Consider the following 21019-nt stretch of genomic DNA (forward strand, 5'->3'; position numbering starts at 1 on the left):
GGGCCTAGAGCGGGGCCTCCCACACCAGGGTCGTCCCGCCGCCGTCCTCGGCGATGCCGGGCCCGTAGAAGCTGGTGCCCCCCAGCGACTCGGCCCTGCGGCGCAGGTTGCGCAGGCCACTGCGGCGGCCGCCCTCCGCGATGCCCACCCCGTCGTCCGCGACCTCCAGCCGCACTCCGGGCCGGCCGTCGTCCAGGGTGACCGTGGAATCGAGCACCACCTCGATGTGGGAGGCCTCCGCGTGCCGGAAGGCGTTCGACAGGGCCTCGCGCAGGGCCGCGATCAGGTTCTTGCCGACCAGCTCGCCGACGACCGCGTCGATCGGGCCCAGGAAGCGGTGCGCGGGCTTGAAGCCCAGCGGCACGGCGGCCATGTTGATCTCCCTCAGCACCCGGGTGCGCAGCCCCGAGGGGGCCTCCGCCGGGCCCTGCTGGAGCGCGAAGATCGCGGTCCGGATCTCCTGGATCGTCACGTCCAGCTCGTCCACGGCCTTGCCCACCCCGTCACGGACCTCCGGAACGATGGACCGCCGCTGGGCTCCCTCCAGCATCATCCCCGTGGCGAACAGCCGCTGGATGACCAGATCGTGCAGGTCGCGGGCGATCCGGTCGCGGTCCTCGAACACCGCGAGCCGCTCCCGGTCGCGCTGTGCCTCGGCCATCATCAGCGCGAGCGCGGCCTGCGAGGCGAACTGCGTGGCCAGGGTCCGTTCGGCCTCGGTGAACGGCCTCTCGCCGCGGGCCCTGGGGGTGACCAGGGCGCCCAGGACCCGGCCACCGCTGTGCAGGGGGAGCATCATGCAGGGCCCGTACTGGCTGGTGAGCCGGCTGATCATGCGCGGGTCGCCGGCGGCGTCCTCCACGAACACGGGCTCACCGCGCAGCAGCCTGTCCACCACCGGGCTCTCCGCCGGGATGACCACGCCGAGCGAGGTGGCCGGGTTCTCGGCGGAGACGGCCACGATCTCCATCCCGCCCTCCTCCGTGGGCAGCATCACGATCCCCGCGGCGGAGTCGGCCAGTCGGCGGGCCTGTTCGGCGACCACCGCGAGGGCGTCGTCCGCGTCCCCGCCCGACAGCAGGGCCGTGGTAACGGCCACCGACCCGTCGATCCACCGCTCGCGCTGGGTGGCGGCCTCGTACAGCCTGGCGTTGCCGATGGCGATGCCCGCCTCGGTGGCCAGCACGCGGACCATGTGGACGTCGTAGTCGTTGAACTCGCCGCCGCCGTTCTTCTCGGCGAGGTAGAGGTTGCCGAAGATCTCGCCCTGGACCCGGATGGGCACCCCGAGGAAGGTCTTCATGGGCGGGTGGTGCGCGGGGAACCCGGCCGACCTCGGATCCTTCGCCAGATCGGCAAGGTGCACCGTGTCCGGATGGGAGATCAGCGCACCGAGCAGCCCCCGCCGCCCGTCCGGACGGTTCCCGATCTTCCGCGCCAGCTCGGCGCTGACGCCGTAGGTGACGAAGTCCGAAAGACCGCGGCCCTCGACGTCCACGACGCCGATCGCCGCGTAGCGGGCGTCGGCGAGCTCGGCGGCCGTCTCACAGATCCGGTCGAGCGTGGAGTGCAGTTCGAGCCCGGTACCGACCGAGCGCATGGCTTCCAGGAGTTGGGGGACCCGGGCGGTCAGCTCGGTGGACAGCCCCTGCAGACTCCGGGTGGCCCGGGTGGCGGCCTCCAACGGGTCCGGAGTTCCCCGTGTTGGGTCCGGTGGTTCCTGAGACTCCTGCGCTGACATGCCCTTGAGACTAGTTAGTCCCGTTTAGGAGGGAAAGTCAGCAAGGTGAAACTCGGCCAGCGCCCCGTCCGCCTCCCGTTCCCGTTCCAGGAGCTCGCGCAGCGGACCCTCGACCGCCGCCAGCTCGGCGTAGGCACCCCGCTGGACGACCGTGCCCCGGTCGAGGACGAGCACCTCGTCCACCGCCTCCAGCCCGGCCAGCCGGTGCGTGATCAGCACGGTGGTCCGGCCCTCGGTCGCCGCCAGCAGATCCGACGTCAGGGCGTCCGCGGTCGCCAGGTCCAGATGTTCGGCCGGCTCGTCCAGCACCAGCACCGGGAAGTCCGCGAGCAGCGCCCGCGCCAGTGCGAGCCGTTGGCGCTGGCCCCCGGAGATCCGCTCCCCGTGCTCGCCGACCAGGGTGTCCAGCCCGTCCGGCAGGCCGTCCGCCCATTCCAGCAGCCGGGCCGCGGCGAGGGCCTCGCGCAGTTCCTCCTCGCTCGCCCCGGTCTGGGCCAGGCGCAGGTTCTCGCGGACCGAGCTGTCGAAGAGGTGCGCGTCCTGGGCGCACAGGCCCACGAAGCGGCGTACGTCGTCGCCGTCCAGGGTGCGCGCGTCGACACCGCCCAGGGTGTACCCGCCTTCGCGCTGGTCCAGGAACCGCAGCAGGACCTGGGCGAGGGTGGTCTTGCCCGAGCCCGATGGCCCGACCACCGCGATGCGCCGCCCCGCTTCCAGGGTCAGGTCCAGCCCGTGCAGCGCGTCCCGCTCCTGGCCCGGGTGGCGGGCGGCCAGTCCGGTCAGCCGCAGCGGGAAGGGCGAGGCCGCGGGCTCGGCCGGCTCCGCGGGCTCGGTGACCGGCACGGGCGCGTCGATGACCTCGTAGACCCGCTCCGCGCTACGGCGCACCCGCTGGCGGTACTGGACCGCCAGCGGCAGCCCGCTGACCGCCTCGAAGGCGGCGAGCGGGGTGAGCACCACCACCGCCATGGCCACTCCGGACAGCCGTCCGGAGGCGACGGCCCCCGCACCCGCGAGCGCCGCGCACACCACGGTGAGCCCGCACACCAGCGCCGACAGCCCGCTGCCGAGTCCGGTGGCGGCGGCCCCGCGCGAGGCGATCCGGGTCAACACGCCGTCGCTCTCCCGCGCCCGGCCCTTCCGGTCGGCCAGGGCTCCGGCGACGGTGAGCTCGGCGGTCCCGGTCAGCAGGTCGGCCACCCGGGTGGCGAGCTCGCCCCGCGCGGGTGCCAGTCGCCGCTCCGCGGCCCGCGAGCAGGCCCCGCTGACCAGTGGCACCACGACGCCGGCCAGGAGCAGCCCCACCGCGAGCACGGCCCCGGCCTCGGGCAGCAGCCAGGCGGTGAACGCCACCGACCCGGTGCCGACCAGTACCGCGGTGCCGACCGGCAGCAGCCAGCGCAGCCAGTAGTCCTGGAGGGCGTCGGCGTCCGCGACCAGCCGTGACAGCAGGTCCCCGCGCCGCTGCTCCCGCAGTCCGGCGGGCGCGATCCGCTCCAGGCGGCGGTACACCGCGACCCGCAGATCCGCGAGCATCCGCAGCACGGCGTCGTGCGACACGAGCCGCTCGGCGTAGCGGAAGACGGCCCGCCCGATACCGAAGGCACGCGTCGCCGTGACGGCCACCATCAGGTACATCACCGGCGGCTGCTGCGAGGCCCGGGAGATCAGCCATCCGGACACGGCCATCAGGCCGACGCTGCAGCCGACGGCCAGCGCCCCCAGCAGCAGCCCGCGCCGGAAGCGGCCCTGCCACGCCGACGCCACCGCCCGCACCCGGCGCAGCGGGTCACCGCTCCCGGTGTCGCCGCCCCCGGCGACCACGTCCCCCTCGGACGCCGCACCCAGGATCCACTGCCCGGGATCGGCCACCGCCGGACCTCGCGGGGCGCTCACCACCGCCGGGACCCGGTCCGCGGGCAGGACCGGAGCCCCCTCGCCCACCCGCACCACCCGGTCGGCCACGGCCAGCAGCGCCGGCCGGTGCACCACCAGCAGCACGGTCCGCCCGACCGCGAGACGGCGTACGGCCTCCACCACGGCGGCCTCGGTCCCACCATCCAGGGCGGCCGTCGGCTCGTCCAGCAGCAGCACCGGCCGGTCCGCGAGGAACGCCCGGGCCAGGGCCAGTCGCTGGCGCTGGCCGGCGGACAGGCCCACCCCGCCCTCACCGAGCGGAGTCCGCGCCCCGCCCGGCAGGGCCGACACGAACTCCCAGGCCCCGGCGTCGCGCAACGCGGCCTCCACGGCCTCGTCGGGAGCCCCGGGGCGAGCCAGCCGTACGTTCTCGGCGATCGTCCCCGCGAACAGGTGCGGGCGCTGCGGCACCCAGGCCACCCGCTCCCGCCACTGCTCAAGGGAGAGCGCGCCCAGGTCCGCGTCCCCGATCCGGACCCGCCCGCCGGTCGGCGTCACGAAGCCCAGCAGCACGTGGAGCAGGGTGGACTTGCCCGCCCCGCTGGGCCCGGTGAGGGCCACGCATTCGCCCGGCGCGACGGCGAACGACACCGGTCCGGGCGAGCTCGCGCTCCGCCCCTCGTAGCGGACCTCGACCGAGTCGAACTCGATCCGCAGCCCGTCGGCGGGCACCGGCGCCCCGCCGCCCGGCGCGGGGGCGGGGGTCTCCAGCACCTCGAAGATCTGCTCCGCGGCGGCCAGACCCTCGGCGGCCGCGTGGTACTGCGCCCCTACCTGCCGTAGCGGCAGGTAGGCCTCCGGAGCCAGGATCAGGATCACCAGGCCGGTGTACAGGTCGAGACCCCCGTGCACGAGCCGCATGCCGATGGTGACCGCGACCAGTGCGACCGAAAGGGTGGCGAGCAGCTCCAGCGCGAACGAGGAGAGGAAGGCGATGCGCAGCGTGCGCATCGTGGCCCGGCGGTAGTCGTCGGTGATCGAGCGGATCGACTCGGCCTGCGCCTTGGCCCGGCCGAAGACCTTGAGCGTCGGGAGGCCAGACACGACGTCCAGGAAGTGCCCCGAGAGCCGGGACAGCAGCCGCCACTGGCGGTCCATCCGGTTCTGGGTGGCCATACCGATCAAAATCATGAACAGCGGGATCAGCGGCAGGGTGACCACGATGATGGCCGCCGACACCCAGTCCTCGGTGACGATCCGGGCGAGGACGGCCACCGGGACCACCACCGCGAGCCCCAGTTGGGGCAGGTAGCGGGAGAAGTAGTCGTCGAGCGCGTCCACGCCCCGGGTGGCCAGCGCCACCAGCGATCCCGTGCGGTGACCGTCGAGCCGTCCCGGCCCGAGGTCCGCGGCCCGTTCCAGCAGCCGGCCCCGCAGCTCCGACTTGACCGCCGCACTGGCCCGGTGCGCGGCGAGCTCCGTGAGCCAGGCGACCAGCCCGCGCCCCAGCGCCACCGCCGCGAGCAGCAGCAGGGGCGTCCGCAGCCCCCCGCCGTCGAGCCCCTCCTCGAAGGCACCGACCACGATCTCGGCGATGAGCATGGCCTGACCGACCACCAGCCCGGCCCCGGCGAGCCCCAGGACGACCACCGCCCCGAGGAAGAGGCGGGTGGAGCGGGCGTACCGCAGCAGGCGCGGGTCGATCGGTTTCACGTGAAACATCCCCTCGGCAGGGTCAGGCATGAACCGGTGCCCCGGGCCGTCCGTCGGATACGGGCGACCCGGGGACCGGGCGCGGGGTCAGTGCGCGTCGGCGATGTGCTGCGTACCGATGCGCTTGCGGAACACCCAGTAGGTCCAGCCCTGGTAGAGCATGACGAGCGGGGTGGCGACGCCCGCGAGCCAGGTCATGATCTTCAGCGTGTACGGGGTGGCCGAGGCGTTGGTGACCGTGAGGTTCCAGGCATCGTTCAGCGAGGACGGCATGACGTTCGGGAACAGCGTCAGGAAGAGCATCGCGACGGCCGCCGCGATGGTGATCCCCGAGAAGGCGAACGACCAGCCCTCCCGGCCGGCCAGGTTGCAGCCGAGGGCCGCGACCAGCGCCACCACGGCGACGGCCATGGCGATCAGGCTCCAGCCGTCACCACGCGAGACCTGGGTCCAGATCAGGAAGGCGAGGGCCAGCACCGCCGCCACCACGCCCAGCCGGGTCGCCAGTGCGCGCGAGCGCTCCCGGATGTCCCCGAGCGTCTTCAGCGAGGCGAAGACCGCCCCGTGGAAGGTGAAGAGGGCGAGGGTGACCAGGCCGCCGAGGATCGAGTAGACGTTGAACAGGTCGAAGAGGCTGCCGACGTACTCCATGTCCTGGTCGATCTTCACTCCGCGAACCATGTTGGCGAAGATCACGCCCCACAGGAACGCCAGGATCAACGAGGTCCAGAAGATCGCGTGTTCCCAGTTGGTCTGCCACCTTTCCTCGGGCCGCTTGTGGCGGTACTCGAAGGAGACGCCCCGGACGATGAGGCAGATCAGGATGAGCAACATGGGCAGGTAGAAGCCGGAGAAGAGGGTGGCGTACCACTCCGGGAAGGCGGCGAAGGTGGCGCCGGCCGCCGTGAGCAGCCAGACCTCGTTGCCGTCCCAGACGGGTCCGATCGTGTTGATCAGGACCCGCCGCTCCTTGCGGTCGCGGGCGAGCAGTTTGGTCAGGACTCCGATTCCGAAGTCGAAGCCCTCCAGGAAGAAGTAGCCGGTCCACAGGACGGCGATCAGTACGAACCAGACGTCGTGAAGTTCCATGGTGTGGTCTCCTCAGCCTCAGTACGAGAAGGCCATCGGCCGGTCGGGGTTCTTGTCGTCCCCGCCGATCCTGGTGGGCGGGTTGAGGTCGTCCTCGGTGAGTTCCGGGGGACCGGCCTTGACGTACTTCACGAGCAGCCTGACCTCGATCACCGCGAGCACGGCGTAGAGCAGGGTGAAGCCGATCATCGAAGTGAGCACCTCGCCCTGGGAAACGCCCGGCGAGACCGCGTCCCGCGTGCGCAGGACGCCGTAGACCACCCACGGCTGGCGGCCCATCTCGGTGAAGATCCATCCCCAGGAGTTGGCGATGAGCGGGAAGCACATGGTCCAGAGCGCGACGAGCCAGTACATCCGTGCCCACCGGGGGCTGAGCGCCTTCTTGAAGAGGACGAGATGGGGGACCTCGTCCTCACCGGTGCGCAGGGCCTGCGGCAGCAGGAAGCGCTTGCGGGTCAGCCACAGCCCCAGCATGCCGATCCCGAGGGAGGCCATGCCGAAGCCGATCATCCAGCGGAAGGACCAGTAGGCGACGGGGATGTTGGGCCGGTAGTCGCCGGGGCCGTACTTCTCCTGCTCGGCCTTGTTGATGTCGTTGATGCCGGGGACGAAGGAGGTGAAGTCGTCGTTGGCGAGGAAGGACAGCAGACCCGGGATTTCGATGGCCACCTTGTTGTGGCCCTTCTCGACGTCGCCGTAGGCGAAGACGGAGAAGGGGGCGGGCGCCTCGCCGTCCCAGAGGGCCTCGGCCGCGGCCATCTTCATGGGCTGCTGCTTGAACATGACCTTGCCGAGCAGGTCACCGCTGATGGCGGTGCCGAGACCCGCGATGATCATGACGACCAGACCGAGCCGCAGCGAGCTGCGCATCACGGGGATGTGCTTCTTGCGCGCGAGGTGGAAAGCCGCGATGCCGACCATGAACGCGCCACCGACCAGGAAGGCGGCCGTGATGGTGTGGAAGAACTGGGTGAGCGCGGTGTTCTGCGTGAGGACCTGCCAGAAGTCCGTGAGCTCCGCCCGGCCCCGCTCCTCGTTGATGCGGTACCCGACCGGGTGCTGCATCCAGGAATTGGCCGCCAGGATGAAGTAGGCGGACAGGACCGTGCCGATGGAGACCATCCAGATGCAGGCCAGGTGGATCTTCTTCGGCAGCTTGTCCCAGCCGAAGATCCACAAGCCGATGAAGGTCGACTCGAAGAAGAAGGCGATCAGCGCCTCGAAGGCCAGCGGCGCGCCGAAGATGTCGCCGACGAATCGCGAGTAGTCGGACCAGTTCATCCCGAACTGGAACTCCTGGACGATGCCGGTGACGACACCCATCGCGATATTGATCAAGAAAAGCTTGCCCCAGAACTTCGTGGCCCTGAGGTACTTCTCCTTCTCCGTGCGCACCCAGGCGGTCTGCAGGCCGGCGGTCAGCGCAGCCAGCGAGATCGTGAGCGGAACGAAGAGGAAGTGGTAGACGGTGGTGATGCCGAACTGCCAGCGCGCCAATGTCTCAGGCGCCAAAGCTAGGTCCACGTCGTCTTCTCCTTGTCGTCGCCGTGGTCACAGCGGGCAGTCTGCCTGGCGGATTCCCCCATAACAGGAGGAAGCAGGACACGCTTGTGAACGCGTTCACATTCACAAGCATTATGGCGCACCTGTTTCGACGGCTTTCAGCCGGGGTCCCCCTAGCCAGAAAATTCAACAGATTGTTGAATGTGGCCATGCAGATTCGGATCTCATGGCCTGCGGGCCTGCTCATCGCCACCCTCGACGACACCCCGACCAGCAAGGCGCTGGCCTCGGCCCTCCCGATCTCCGCCTCCGCGAACATCTGGGGCGAAGAGGTCTACTTCGACACCGGGGTCTCCGTGGCCCTGGAGGACGACGCCCGGCAGGTCGTCGAGCCCGGCACGGTCGCGTTCTGGACCGAGGGCGACGCACTCGCGCTCCCCTACGGCCCCACGCCCATATCGCGCGGAGGCGAGAGCCGCCTGGCGAGCCCCTGCAACGTGCTCGGCTCGTTCGACGGCGACCCCCGCCTCCTGGCCACCGTCCGCGAGGGCGACCCCGTCCGCGTGGAACTGGTCTGAGGACCCCGGCTCCCCGCGGTCCCCCACCACTCCCGCCGTTCCCTACAGCTCCTTGAAGAACGCCGCCGCCGTGTGCAGGAAGAGGTCGTTCGCCTCGGTCTCACCGATCGTGACCCGCAGGCCCTCGCCCGCGAAGGGCCGGACCACCACACCGGCCTTCTCGCAGGCCGCCGCGAACTCGGCCGTCCGCTCACCCAGCCGCATCCACACGAAGTTGGCCTGCGTGTCCGGGACGACCGTCCAGCCCTGGGCCAGCAGCGTGGCGTGAACCCGCGCCCGCTCGCCCACCAGCGAACCGACCCGGCCCATCAGCTCGTCCTCCGCCCGCAGCGAGGCCACGGCCGCGTCCTGCGCGAGCTGGCTCACGCCGAAGGGCACCGCGGTCTTGCGCAGCGCGGCGGCCACCGGCTCGTGCGCCACCGCGAAGCCGACGCGCAGGCCGGCGAGGCCGTACGCCTTGGAGAACGTGCGCAGTACGGCGACATTGGGGCGGTCGCGGTAGAGCTCGATGCCGTCCGGAACATCGGTGTCGCGCACGAACTCGCGGTACGCCTCGTCCAGCACCACCAGGATGTCCGAGGGAACCCGGTCCAGGAACCGCTCCAGCTCGGCACGGCGCACCGCGGTACCGGTGGGGTTGTTGGGGTTGCAGACGAAAATAAGCCGGGTCCGGTCGGTGATCGCCGCGGCCATCGCGTCCAGGTCGTGCACATCGCCGTCGGTCAGCGGGACCTGTACGGACGTCGCGCCCGAGATCTGCGTGATGATCGGGTACGCCTCGAAGGACCGCCAGGCGTAGATGACCTCGTCGCCCGGGCCGGCCGTCGACTGGATCAGCGACTGGGCCACGCCCACGGAGCCGGTGCCCGTGGCGATGTGCTCGACCGGCACCCCGAAGCGCTCCGCCAGCTCGTTCACCAGACCGGTGCACGCCATGTCGGGGTAGCGGTTGAACCGGCCCGCGGCGGCGACCGCGCTCTCCAGCACCCCCGGCAGGGGCGGGTACGGGTTCTCGTTCGAGGACAGCTTGAACGCGACGGCCCCGCCCCCGGCCGCGGGCTTGCCGGGCTTGTAGGTGGGAATGCCGTCCAGCTCGGCGCGCAGCTTCGGGCTCTTCTCGCTCACCGCAGGTCCTCCTCGACCGTCCCGCCGACCTCTCCGTCGACTCAATACTGCTCACCTTATGAGGATTCCGCCGATCCGAGAATGGCGGGCGCCAGGAACACTGGGGGAGCGCGCGCATATATGCGCGCGCCGGTGGCCCGCGCCGTGGCGCGCGTCCCTCGTGCAGGTGAGTTGAGAGCGGCCGGAAGCGGCTCCGTTTTGGCATGCTCCTACCCGCCGACAAGCCCCACCATCACCTTGAGCCACCCAAAACCTTCAATTCCAAGGTCATTGAGGGTGGCGAATCATGCAGAAACGTGCCTGTCAACGCGTGCATATGCACCCGGACCGCCCACCCCTCAGAGCCCTAATATCGGCTCGCCATGACAGCAGCAGGGAAGCATCAGGTGAGCCGGACCGAGAGCACCCGGCGCGTCGGCGGCCGACAGGGCCGGGCCGGCATCCGAGACGTGGCCGCCGCGGCGGGCGTCTCCATCACAACCGTCTCCGACGCGCTCAATGGCAAGGGGCGGCTGCCGGACGCCACCCGCCGCCACGTCCGCGAGGTCGCCGACCGGCTGGGCTACCGCCCCTCCGCGGCGGCCCGAACCCTCCGTACCGGCAAGTCCGGCCTCATCGGCCTGACCGTGACCACGTACGGGGATGAACCTTTCACCTTCACCGAATTCGCGTACTTCGCCGAGATGGCACGGGCCGCCACCTCCGCCGCGCTGGCCCGTGGCTACGCCCTCGTCATCCTCCCCGCCACCTCACGACACGACGTCTGGTCCAACGTGGCCCTCGACGGAACCGTCGTGATCGACCCCTCCGACCACGATCCGGTCGTCAGCGAGCTGGTCCGCCAGGGGCTTCCCGTGGTCTCCGACGGCCGCCCGGCAGGCACCCTCCCCGTCACCGCCTGGGTCGACAACGACCACGAGGCCGCCGTCCTGGGCCTGCTCGACCACCTCGCCGCCGCCGGCGCCCGCCGCATCGGGCTGCTGACCGGCACCACCACCGACACCTACACCCGGCTCTCCACGACCGCCTACCTGAACTGGTGCGAACGCGTCGGCCAGGATCCCGTCTACGAGTCCTACCCCGCCCACGACCCGTGCGCCGGCGCCGTAGCCGCCGACCGCCTGCTCGCCCGGCCCGACCGGCCCGACGCCGTCTACGGGCTGTTCGACCCCAACGGCACCGACCTGCTCGCCGCCGCCCGGCGCTACGGCCTGCGCGTGCCCGAGGACCTGCTCCTCGTGTGCTGCAGCGAATCGACCGTCTACGCCAACACCGAACCGCCCATCACGACCCTCTCCCTCAAACCCCGCCGGATCGGCACCGCCGTCGTGCAGCTGCTGATCGACGCGATCGAGGGGGTCGGCACCGGACGCCCCGTGGAACAGGTCGTCCCGACCGAGCTGATCATCCGCACCTCCTCGCAGCGCAGGACACCCCGGACCACCGTCAGCCCACCCCGCTCGCCGGCCCAGGACTGACCGCCACACCCACCCCCATGACGGAGCCGACGGCCCCGCCGAGGATTCAGCAACACCCATATCGGGAGAAAACAGCAGGAAGGATCGGCTCCGGACAGGATTCACCACCCCTGGTGCGTCACAGAGCGCGAGCCGCATTCCTATGATGGGCGCACGACATCACGGACCCTCCGCCCAGGAGGCAGGAGGGTCCGCAGGTGTACGGCAGCGCGACGGTGGTGGAGGGGTCGATGACTCAGGGGGCCGGTCAGGGACCCGCGATGCGGACGGACACGCTGCGGGACTTCCGGGTGCCGGTCTCCGAACCCGCACCGTACGCCGTGTCCGCCGTACTTCCCGGCGAAAGCCCGGTCTACGGCGAGTACCCCGCGTACTACGCCGAAGGCGCACCCGCGGACCAGCGGCCGGGGTACCCGCCGGAGCCCGCGGGGCCCCCGGCGGTCGGCCCCGTCGCCTACCCCGAGACGGAGACCGTCCCGCACCAGCGGCCCTCCGCCCACGCGGAGTTCCCCGACGCGGACGCCGCCGACGACGGCTACACGCCCACCCGGCGCGACCTGCCCGTCATCGGGCGAGGCGCCGTCTCCGGCGGGCCCGGTGACACCGTCCAGGTCCACTACGTCCCCCAGGACGCCCCGGCCGCCGGTCCCGGTCCCCTGTACGTCGTCGGCGACGTACACGGCTACCTCGACGAGCTCGTCACGGAACTGCGGGCCCAGGACCTGATCGACGCCGACCACCACTGGTCCGCCGGGAACGCCCGGCTCTGGTTCCTCGGCGACTTCACCGACCGCGGCCCCGACGGCATCGGCGTCATCGACCTCGTCATGCGGCTGTCCGCCGAGGCCGCCGCCGCCGGCGGCTACTGCAAGGCCCTGATGGGCAATCACGAACTCCTGCTCATCGGTGCCAAGCGGTTCGGCGACACCCCGATCCAGTCCGGCGCGGGCACCGCCACCTTCCAGGCCGCCTGGCTCCTCAACGGCGGCCAGCGCACCGACATGGACCGGCTGGAGGACGTGCACCTGCAGTGGATGTCCCGGCTCGACGCGGCCACCCTGGCGGACGGACACCTGCTGCTGCACTCCGACACCACCGCCTACCTCGACTACGGCGACTCCATCGAGGACGTCAACGACACCATCCACGAGCTGCTCAACCGCCATGACGCGGACATCACGTGGGACCTCTTCAGGAAGTTCACCAAGCGCTTCGCCTTCCGCGACGAGGAAACCGGCCCCGGAGCCGTACGGGAACTCCTCGGCACCTACGGCGGCGGACGCGTCGTCCACGGCCACAGCCCGATCCCCTACCTGCTCGGGGAGGTGGGCACCGAGGACGGCGACGAGTCCCACGGACCGGAGGCCGTCGACGGCCCGCACGTGTACGCGGACGGCCTGGCCATCGCGATGGACGGCGGCGTGACCATGGAGGGCAAGCTGCTCGTCGTTCAACTACCTCTGCGCGACTGAGCGTTCTCGGAGCGGGGTAATTCAGCAAAGCCCCTGTCACCGCGTGGCAGGGGCGCTCTACCATCGCTCTATCCGTAGCAGGCTCTCCTCCGTTTGTGCCGGCGCCCGGGTCTACGCGGGCATACCGGCTTGTACGGAGCACAGGGGGATGCACATGACCAGCGCTCCGCACCTGCTGACCGAAGACCGACCCGAGTTCGACCGGCTCCTCGACGAGGCGCTGCGCACGGCGGACGAACGGCCCGAACTCGCCACCCTCGGCGAACGGCTGAACGCCGAACAGTTGCGCACGATGGCGCTGAGTGCCAGCGCACTGCTCACCGCGGCTGCCGCCGCCGAGTACGACCACTACGTCAAGGTCCGCGAGGAACTGCGCGGAGAGGCCCTGACCGCCTCCGTGAGCAGCGTCGAGGACGACACCGGCCAGGAGGACGGGGCCGGTGCGAGCGCCGTGATCGCCGTCCTCGCGCCCGTCCTGGCGGGCACCGCCATGCTGATCTTCCTGCTGGTGGGCTACAGCCTGAAGATGATCGACCCCGAACCGGCCTTCGCCAGGACGATGTTGACGGCAGGCTGGCTCTTCGGTGGGCTGACCGTGGCCGCCCTGCTCTTCGCGGTGATCGGGCTCCTCGTGACGGCGATACGCAACAGCTCGACGGAGGTGGCGGCCGAGGAGGCCGTTCCGATACCCGACGAGCTCTCCCGGGCCCGCGAGGCCTGGCGCAACGCTCTGCTGGAGCGGGGCATCATGCCGTTCCTGCGCGACGCGCTCGCCGACCCCAGTGCCGGGACCGGCTACCCCGTACCCCGCACGCCGGGGGCCGGGCGCATCCCCAACCTGGGATACACCCGGCCCGACTTCACCAGCCCGGGACCTCGCTCACAGGGCCCCCGGCCCGGCTACACCCCGCCGGACTTCACCAGCCCCGACTTCGGCGGCCCGGAGCACGAGCCGGAGTAGACCGGCCCCGGGGAACCGCACCGGCTGATGTTTCACGTGAAACCACGCTCCGGGCGCCGGGTACCCGGCGCCCGGCAACGGGTGTCCGATGGCGGACGCGCCCGGCTACGCCGCGGCCCGGTCGTGCAGCGTCCGTCGCCGCTGAGAGACGTCCGTCAGGGCCGGCGCGCGCCAGACACCGTCCGGGTGGTAGAGGTTCACGCCCGGTGCGACGATCTCGTCGATCCGGTCCAGCACCGCGTCGTCGAGCACCAGACCGGCCCCCTTCACCAGGGACTCCATCTGCTCCATGGTCCGCGGTCCGATGATCACCGAGGTGACCGCCGGGTGCGCGACGGGGAAGGCGACCGCCAGCTCCGGCAGGGTGCAGCCGATCTCCTCGGCCAGCGCGACGAGCTGTTCCACGGCCTCCAGCTTGGCGACGTTGACGGGGATCGCCGGATCGAAGCGCGCAGGATTCAGCGCCGCCCGCCCCGAGGTCAGGTCGACGGGCCGGCCGAGCCGTTGCTTCCCGCTCAGGAAGCCCGAGGCCAGCGGACTCCAGGTCAGCACGCCCATCCCGTAGCGCCGGGCGACCGGCAGGACGTCGGCCTCGATCCCCCTCGCCAGGATCGAGTACGGCGGCTGCTCGGTCCGGAAGCGCTGCAGCGCCCGCCGCTCGGCGACGTGATGGGCCTCGACCAGTTCCTCAGCCGGAAAGGTCGAGCACCCGAAGGAGCGGATCTTCCCCGCCGTGACGAGGTCACCGAGGACGGACAGCGTCTCCTCGACATCGGTCGTGTGGTCCGGGCGGTGCACCTGGTAGAGGTCGATCCAGTCGGTGTCCAGCCTCCGCAGGCTGTCCTCCACGGCCCGGACGATCCAGCGCCGTGAATTGCCGCTGCGATTGCGTCCCTCTCCCATCTGGAAGTGGACTTTCGTGGCCAGGACGACGTCGTCGCGCCGCCCCTTGAGCGCCTTGCCGACGATCACTTCGGACTCTCCGGCGGAGTACATGTCCGCGGTGTCGACGAAGTTGACGCCCAGGTCGAGCGCGGCATGGATGATCCGGCCGCACTCCTCGTGATCGGGGTTCCCCACTGCCCCGAACATCATCGTTCCGAGGCAGTGCGCACTCACCTCGATGCCGGTCCCGCCCAAGTTTCGGTATCGCATGGTCATGCGGCCGCACTCTAGGAGCTGGAGCCCACTCCAGGGCAAGACCATTCCACCGGTCAACCGCAGCCGGCTTTCGGGACACCCCCGCTCCCGGCCCCGCCGGACCGGGGCGGGACGGGCCCGCGACTCCCCCCATGGGTCGCGGGTCCGTCCGTGTCCGGGGTGCCCCGGGTCAGTCCGCCAGGGGGAGGTAGACCCGGTTGCCGGAGGCGGCGAACTCGGCGGACTTCTCCGCCATGCCCGCCTGGATCTCCTCGGCCTTCAGGTCACCGCCGTGCTCGCGGCGGATGTCCTGAGAGATCTTCATCGAACAGAACTTCGGACCGCACATGGAGCAGAAGTGCGCGGTCTTCGCGGGCTCGGCCGGAAGGGTCTCGTCATGGAACTCGCGGGCCGTGTCCGGGTCGAGGGCCAGGTTGAACTGGTCCTCCCAGCGGAACTCGAACCGCGCGTCCGACAGGGCGTCGTCCCATTCCTGGGCGCCCGGGTGGCCCTTGGCCAGGTCGGCGGCGTGAGCGGCGATCTTGTAGGTGATCACGCCGGTCTTCACGTCGTCCCGGTTCGGCAGGCCCAGGTGCTCCTTGGGCGTGACGTAGCAGAGCATCGCGGTGCCCCACCAGGCGATCATCGCGGCGCCGATGCCCGAGGTGATGTGGTCGTACGCGGGCGCGACGTCCGTGGTCAGGGGGCCGAGCGTGTAGAACGGCGCCTCCTCGCAGATCTCCTGCTGGAGGTCGATGTTCTCCTTGATCTTGTGCATCGGGACGTGGCCCGGGCCCTCGATCATGGTCTGCACGTTGTGCCGCTTGGCGATCGTGTTCAGCTCGCCCAGCGTCTTCAACTCGGCGAACTGCGCCGCGTCGTTGGCGTCCGCGATGGAGCCGGGGCGCAGGCCGTCACCGAGCGAGTAGGTGACGTCGTAGGCTGCGAGGATCTCGCAGAGCTCCTCGAAGTTCGTGTAGAGGAAGTTCTCCTTGTGGTGCGCCAGGCACCACGCGGCCATGATCGAGCCACCGCGCGAGACGATGCCCGTCTTGCGACGGGCGGTCAGGGGCACGTAGGGCAGCAGCACGCCGGCGTGGACCGTCATGTAGTCGACGCCCTGCTCGGCCTGCTCGATGACCGTGTCCTTGTAGATCTCCCAGGTCAGGTCCTCGGCACGGCCGTCGACCTTCTCCAGCGCCTGGTAGAGCGGCACGGTCCCGATCGGGACGGGGGAGTTGCGCAGGACCCACTCGCGCGTGGTGTGGATGTTGCGGCCGGTCGAGAGGTCCATGACCGTGTCGGCGCCCCACTTGGTCGCCCAGGTCATCTTGTCGACCTCCTCCTCGATGGAGGAGGTGACCGCGGAATTGCCGATGTTGGCGTTGACCTTCACCAGGAACCGCTTGCCGATGATCATCGGCTCGATCTCCGGGTGGTTCACGTTGGCCGGAAGCACCGCGCGACCTGCGGCGATCTCCTCGCGGACGACCTCGGGGGAGACGTTCTCGCGGATCGCGACGTACTCCATCTCCGGGGTGATCTCGCCCCGGCGGGCGTACGCGAGCTGGGTGACGGCGGCGCCGCCACGGCCGCGGCGGGGCTGGCGGGGCCGACCCGGGAAGACTGCGTCGAGGTTCTTGAGTCCGCCGCGCGGCGAGGTGTGCTTGATGCCGTCGTCCTCGGGGCGCACGGGACGTCCCGCGTACTCCTCGGTGTCGCCGCGGCCGATGATCCAGTTTTCGCGCAGGGGCGGCAGGCCCCGGCGCACGTCGGTCTCGATCTGCGGGTCGGTGTACGGACCGGACGTGTCGTAGAGCGTGACGTCCTTGCCGTTGGTGAGGTGGACCTGGCGGACCGGCACCCGGATGTCCGGGCGGGAGCCCGCCAGGTATCCCTTGTGCCAGCCGGGCTGGCGCTCGGTCTGGCCGTCGGCGTCCTGGCTGACGGCAGGCGTGCGTGCGTCCTGAATGGTCATGAGACCTGATCTCCCTACGCCGGCATTACCCGGTAACAGGTTCGGCGGTCGACGCAGCCTCTTCCCGTACGCATTTTCATGCGCGTACGGTGATCAGCGCCCTCTCAGCCCGGTGCTCCGAGCTCCCGCGTTGTGCAAAGTAGCCCCCACGCTAGCGTCATCTGTGGCGTGCTGAACAGTGGGCCCCCTCATCTCTTGCGATGATCTGCCGGTGACGTCCTTGCCGCAGCCCCCCACCACGCCCACGGACCCCCACGGCCACACCGGTCACGATCACGCGTCCCACGGACATGCGACCGGTGCCTCCCACAGCGGGCACGGCGGCCACGGCCACAGCCATGGCCACGGGCCGGCGGCCCCGGTCTCCAAGCACCTGCGCAAGGTGATCGCCGCCGTGCTGATCCCTTTCGCCGCAGCCGTCTTCGTCGGCATGGCCGTGCTCTGGCCGGGCGGGGCCCCCGCCCACCAGCGCACCGGCGTGGGCTTCGACCGCCAGACCCAACAGGGCACGGTCGTCGCCTTGGCAAAGGTTGACTGCAAATCAGTGAACGCCTCCCAGGTGCCGCCCACCGGCGACACCTCCACCCCGGAGGGCCGTGAGGCGCAGGCCGCGCAGACCGGGGAGTGCAAGAAGGCGACGGTCGAGGTCGCCGGCGGACCGGACAAGGGCCGGGCGTTCTTCGAGATCGTCCAGCCCGGCGCCCCACGGCAGTTGGAGAAGGGCCAGGAGGTGGTGGTCGCGTACGCCCCCGACGCGCCGCGGGACCTCCAGTACTCCGTCGTCGACGTGAACCGCAAGCTGCCCCTGGCCCTGCTGGCCGGGATCTTCGCGCTCGCGGTCGTGGTGGTCGGGCGGATGCGCGGGGTGTTCGCGCTCGTCGCCCTGGTGGTGAGCTTCGCGATCCTGACGCTGTTCATCCTGCCGGCGATCCTCCAGGGCTCGAACCCCCTGCTCGTCGCCGTCATCGGAGCCAGCGCGATCATGCTGATCGCCCTCTACATGTGCCACGGCCTGACGGCCAGGACCTCGGTCGCCGTCCTCGGCACCCTCGTCTCGCTGCTGCTGATCGGGCTGCTGGGCTCGCTCTTCATCGACTGGGCCTTCCTGAGCGGCAACACGGACGACAACACCGGGCTGATCCACGGCCTCTACCCGCACATCGACATGAGCGGTTTGCTCCTCGCGGGCGTGATCATCGGCTCGCTCGGCGTCCTCGACGACGTCACCGTGACGCAGACCTCGGCGGTCTGGGAACTCCATCAGGCCGACCCGGGAATGGGACCGCGCGGCCTGTACCGGGCGGCCATCCGGATCGGCCGCGACCACATCGCCTCGGTCGTCAACACCCTGGTGCTGGCCTACGCGGGCGCCGCGCTGCCCCTGCTGCTGCTGTTCTCGATCGCGAACAGCAGCATGGGGTCGGTGGCCAACAGCGAGTTGGTCGCGGAGGAGATCATCCGCACCCTCGTGGGCTCCATCGGGCTCGTGGCCTCCGTCCCCGTCACCACCGCGCTCGCCGCCCTGGTGGTTTCCGCCGACCGGACGGGCTCGCCGGCCGCCGCCGCGGTACCGCAGCCCGCGCGCGGTGGCCGGGGCCGTCGGCGCAAGCGCTGAGGGGACGTCGGGTCAGCCCGCGTTCTGCCCGTTCTGGCGCGCCTCGGCGAGGATCTTGCCGAGCTCCTCGTCGAGGTTCTCCTCGAAGTCGCCGAGGTTGCGCTCCTGACCGAGCGGAACCAGCCGGTCCGTGCGGTCGAGGAAGGCGACGAGCGGCGCCGCACTCGCGCGGAACAGGGCCCGGTCACAGCCCACCTGGAGGCGGATGTGGACGTCGGACAGCTCCTCCGGGTGGGTGGGGGCGATGTGCACATCGCCGTCACCGCACGGCTTGTTGATGCCGTCGAGAAGCAGTTCCCGGCCGAACGCCCAGGTCACGGGGGCGTCTCCGGGAAGGTGGAAGGTCAGGCGTACCGCGTAGGGGTCACGAGCCTCGTATCCGAGTTCCACCGGGATCCGGAACGCGAGCTCCTCGGAAACGAGGAAGCTCATCATGACCTCTGCCTGTACCGACTCTCGCATTGCCTACCCCGCTGTAGTGGAAGTGGCCAGGAATGTCCCCCAGGGCCCTCTTGACAAGAGTGGTGTAAGCGATTGCAGATCACAAGGAGTGAGTTTTCAGATACTGATAGAGAACGAGAGGGTGCTCAACAGCGCGCCTACTTCACTCCGTAGCCGATCGACCGCAGAGAGCAATCGGTCCTGCTGGTGCAGGGGGAGAGAAATCGCCATGGTCGCGGCGGTGTCGCCGGCGGTGATCGGAATGGCCGCGCACACCGTGCCCAGGGAGTACTCCTGCCTCTCGGTCACGGGCTGCATCCGCTCCAGGGAGCCGATCCGTTCCTCCAGTGCGCTCATGTCCCGCACGGTGTAGGGCGTGATGCTCTCGACCGGATGGCGGTCGTAGTACTCCCTGCGCGTCTTCTCGTCGAGCTGGCCGAGCAGGCACTGCCCGATGGCGTGCGCGTGGCCGGTCTCGCGGAAGTCGGCCCACTCTTCGCAGGCCGGGCGCGCGGGAGTGTCCGATACGCCCACGACTTCGATCTCACCCTCACGGTAGACCGCGAAGTAGACGGGGGCCCCGACCACGTCACGGAAGTGCGCGAGCGAGTCGAGGATCATGCTGCGACGTTTCTGCTGAAGTCCACCGCCCGCCAGCCTGCCGGCCGCGGCGCCGAGGACGAACACACCGCCCTCCCGCCGCAGATAGCCCTCGTGGGTGAGCGTGCGCAACAGGTGGTACGCCGTGGGGAGCGGCAGCCCGGCTTCCCGCGCCAGTTGCTTCGCCGGGGCTCCCTCTCGATGGGATCCCGCCGCTTCCAGCAGCCTCAGCGCCCGCTGCACCGAACCGATCAGGGTCGGCACACCGACGTTGTGAACCGAAGCCAAAGCTCACCCCCAGGCGTGGCGGCGGGCTTCGGGGGAGCCCGCCCTGCGGGGGCCGCCCCCGCGTGCACCGTGACTCCTGGGGTTGTCGCCGGCGGCCGCTCGACGTGACCGCCTCTTCGAGCAGGGGTACGGGCTGCCCGTGCCCAGGAAACAGCACGGATTGTCACTCTAACCACCGGTTACCGGCGAGTGGGCGGTTTGCCCGGCACCGTTCCCCCGCCTGGGTCAATCGTGGTACCGCTCCCGGGTGGTGCGTCCTACCAGTCGCCCGCGGAGGACTTCGAACCGCTGCCCGTGAACTTCTTGACCATGAAGATCAGGCCACCGACGAGGGCGACGAAGAGCAGTGCCTTGAAGACGAAGGCGATCAGCGTGCCGATGATGGTGGTGATCACCCCGCCGAAGACGAAGATCGCCAGCAGCGGTACCGCGACCCACTTGACCCACCAGGGCATGCCCGCGAATGCCGCTCGGATGCCGTCCATGTCCCTACCTCTTCCTCGTCCGTGACTTCCTGCTCCGATGCTAGGAGCGCACGGCGCGGCGCGGGGGCCCGCGAGCCCTCGGAACCCCCTGATCCGCCCCCTAGGGGGACCGGGCCCGCGACCCTCAGCCGGCGGGCCGGTCAGCCCGCCGGTCCGGCGGCGTCAGGCCTCCGGCGGGGAGAAGACCACCATCACCTTCAACGGCTCGGTGATGTGGTGGAACCTGTGCGGCACCCCGGCCGGTACGTAGACGACGCTGCCGTTCGCGACCGTCGTGGTATCCTCCCCCACCGTGATCGACGCCCGCCCGCTGACCACGAAGTAGACCTCGTCCTGCCGGTGCGGCTGCTGCGGATCGCTCTGGCCGGCGTCGAGGGCGTACAGCCCGACCGACATGTTGCGCTCCCGCAGGAACTGGAGGTACGCGCCGTCGTTGGCGGCCCGCTCCGCTTCGAGCTCGTCCAGCCTGAAGGCCTTCATCGTTGCCGTTCCCCTTGCCCTTGCTCGGTGGTGCCGTGGGATCCGCTGATCTGACGATGTCCCACCCGGTTCTTCTCTGCCACGATCAGACACATGACGAATTTCGTAGTCAAGACGCTGGCCAATGCGGCGGCCCTGGCGGTGGCCGTCTGGCTGCTCGCCGGGATCACCCTCGACGACGGCAGTTCCCTGGGGCGCCGCACGCTCTCGCTGATCCTGGTGGCCCTGGTCTTCGGCCTGGTCAACCTGATCGTCAAGCCCGTCGTGAAGCTGCTCTCGTTCCCGCTGTTCGTCCTCACGCTGGGCCTGTTCACCCTCGTCGTGAATGCGCTGATGCTGCTGCTGACCTCCTGGCTGGCGGACCTGCTCGACCTCAGTTTCCACGTCGACGGCTTCTGGACCGCCGTCGTCGGCGGGCTGATCATCTCCGTCGTCTCCTGGGCCGTGAACCTGGCCCTGCCCGACAAGAACTGAC

The 21019-nt window shown here is 70.3% G+C and carries 17 protein-coding genes and 1 riboswitch; of the genes, 6 read left to right on the plus strand and 11 right to left on the minus strand.

What is annotated here, in order from left to right:
- Positions 1 to 4: 4 nt before the first annotated feature.
- The 4 genes from OG295_RS16765 to OG295_RS16780 form a co-directional block, all read right to left on the minus strand.
- Complete coding sequence (locus OG295_RS16765) at positions 5 to 1741, minus strand: GAF domain-containing sensor histidine kinase (RefSeq protein WP_371677602.1); 1737 nt, start codon at positions 1739 to 1741, stop codon at positions 5 to 7.
- A gap of 24 nt (positions 1742 to 1765) precedes the next feature.
- Complete coding sequence (gene cydD / locus OG295_RS16770) at positions 1766 to 5311, minus strand: thiol reductant ABC exporter subunit CydD (protein ID WP_371677603.1); 3546 nt, start codon at positions 5309 to 5311, stop codon at positions 1766 to 1768.
- A gap of 87 nt (positions 5312 to 5398) precedes the next feature.
- On the minus strand, positions 5399 to 6400 hold the full coding sequence (gene cydB / locus OG295_RS16775; RefSeq protein ID WP_371677604.1) for a cytochrome d ubiquinol oxidase subunit II: 1002 nt from the start codon (positions 6398 to 6400) through the stop codon (positions 5399 to 5401).
- An 18-nt stretch (positions 6401 to 6418) separates the two neighbouring features.
- Entirely contained in the window at positions 6419 to 7924 is a 1506-nt protein-coding gene (locus OG295_RS16780; RefSeq protein WP_371677605.1) for a cytochrome ubiquinol oxidase subunit I, read from the minus strand.
- A gap of 188 nt (positions 7925 to 8112) precedes the next feature.
- On the opposite strand from OG295_RS16780, the gene OG295_RS16785 reads away from it, so the two are divergent.
- Positions 8113 to 8481, plus strand: a complete 369-nt coding sequence (locus tag OG295_RS16785) for a cyclophilin-like fold protein (RefSeq protein WP_371677606.1) — start codon at positions 8113 to 8115, stop codon at positions 8479 to 8481.
- Positions 8482 to 8523: 42 nt separating this feature from the next.
- On the opposite strand, the gene hisC is transcribed toward OG295_RS16785, so the two are convergent.
- Positions 8524 to 9606 (minus strand): histidinol-phosphate transaminase, encoded by a 1083-nt coding sequence (hisC, locus tag OG295_RS16790; protein ID WP_371677607.1) that lies wholly within the window; start codon positions 9604 to 9606, stop codon positions 8524 to 8526.
- 362 nt (positions 9607 to 9968) lie between these two features.
- On the opposite strand from hisC, the gene OG295_RS16795 reads away from it, so the two are divergent.
- The 3 genes from OG295_RS16795 to OG295_RS16805 all read left to right on the plus strand — a co-directional run bounded on the left by OG295_RS16795 (position 9969) and on the right by OG295_RS16805 (position 13517).
- A complete protein-coding gene (locus tag OG295_RS16795) occupies positions 9969 to 11084 on the plus strand; it encodes a LacI family DNA-binding transcriptional regulator (RefSeq protein WP_371677608.1) in 1116 nt (371 codons plus the stop codon).
- A gap of 215 nt (positions 11085 to 11299) precedes the next feature.
- Complete coding sequence (locus tag OG295_RS16800) at positions 11300 to 12556, plus strand: metallophosphoesterase (RefSeq protein WP_371681213.1); 1257 nt, start codon at positions 11300 to 11302, stop codon at positions 12554 to 12556.
- A gap of 148 nt (positions 12557 to 12704) precedes the next feature.
- Positions 12705 to 13517: a hypothetical protein gene (locus tag OG295_RS16805; protein ID WP_371677609.1), complete on the plus strand. Its 813-nt coding sequence runs from the start codon at positions 12705 to 12707 to the stop codon at positions 13515 to 13517.
- A gap of 105 nt (positions 13518 to 13622) precedes the next feature.
- Here the strand turns inward: OG295_RS16805 and OG295_RS16810 are convergent, their stop codons facing one another.
- Both OG295_RS16810 and thiC read right to left on the minus strand, forming a co-directional pair.
- Entirely contained in the window at positions 13623 to 14672 is a 1050-nt protein-coding gene (locus tag OG295_RS16810; RefSeq protein WP_371681214.1) for an aldo/keto reductase, read from the minus strand.
- Between the two features lie 175 nt (positions 14673 to 14847).
- Positions 14848 to 16635: a phosphomethylpyrimidine synthase ThiC gene (gene thiC / locus OG295_RS16815; RefSeq protein WP_266575589.1), complete on the minus strand. Its 1788-nt coding sequence runs from the start codon at positions 16633 to 16635 to the stop codon at positions 14848 to 14850.
- Positions 16630 to 16774, minus strand: a riboswitch (TPP riboswitch). (Overlaps the previous gene by 6 nt.)
- Before the next feature lie 72 nt (positions 16775 to 16846).
- Here thiC and OG295_RS16820 point away from each other — a divergent pair.
- The gene (locus tag OG295_RS16820) at positions 16847 to 18250 is read left to right on the plus strand and encodes a YibE/F family protein (protein WP_371677610.1); all 1404 of its coding nucleotides are present in this window, start codon (positions 16847 to 16849) and stop codon (positions 18248 to 18250) included.
- Positions 18251 to 18262: 12 nt separating this feature from the next.
- Here OG295_RS16820 and OG295_RS16825 read toward each other — a convergent pair whose 3' ends face one another.
- The 4 genes from OG295_RS16825 to OG295_RS16840 form a co-directional block, all read right to left on the minus strand.
- Positions 18263 to 18712, minus strand: coding sequence for an SsgA family sporulation/cell division regulator (locus OG295_RS16825; RefSeq protein ID WP_371677611.1), 450 nt, complete (start codon positions 18710 to 18712; stop codon positions 18263 to 18265).
- 96 nt (positions 18713 to 18808) lie between these two features.
- Positions 18809 to 19546 carry an IclR family transcriptional regulator gene (locus OG295_RS16830; protein ID WP_371681215.1) on the minus strand — a complete coding sequence of 246 codons (738 nt, stop codon included), beginning with the start codon at positions 19544 to 19546 and terminating at the stop codon, positions 18809 to 18811.
- A 290-nt stretch (positions 19547 to 19836) separates the two neighbouring features.
- Complete coding sequence (locus tag OG295_RS16835) at positions 19837 to 20055, minus strand: DUF5326 family protein (protein ID WP_371681216.1); 219 nt, start codon at positions 20053 to 20055, stop codon at positions 19837 to 19839.
- A 171-nt stretch (positions 20056 to 20226) separates the two neighbouring features.
- Positions 20227 to 20544 (minus strand): cupin domain-containing protein, encoded by a 318-nt coding sequence (locus OG295_RS16840; protein WP_371677612.1) that lies wholly within the window; start codon positions 20542 to 20544, stop codon positions 20227 to 20229.
- 93 nt (positions 20545 to 20637) lie between these two features.
- Between OG295_RS16840 and OG295_RS16845 the strand changes: the two genes are divergently transcribed.
- Positions 20638 to 21018, plus strand: coding sequence for a phage holin family protein (locus OG295_RS16845; RefSeq protein WP_266840372.1), 381 nt, complete (start codon positions 20638 to 20640; stop codon positions 21016 to 21018).
- Position 21019 lies beyond the last annotated feature (1 nt).

This window comes from Streptomyces sp. NBC_01276, from assembly GCF_041435355.1.
In the GTDB taxonomy this organism is placed as follows: Bacteria; Actinomycetota; Actinomycetes; order Streptomycetales; family Streptomycetaceae; genus Streptomyces.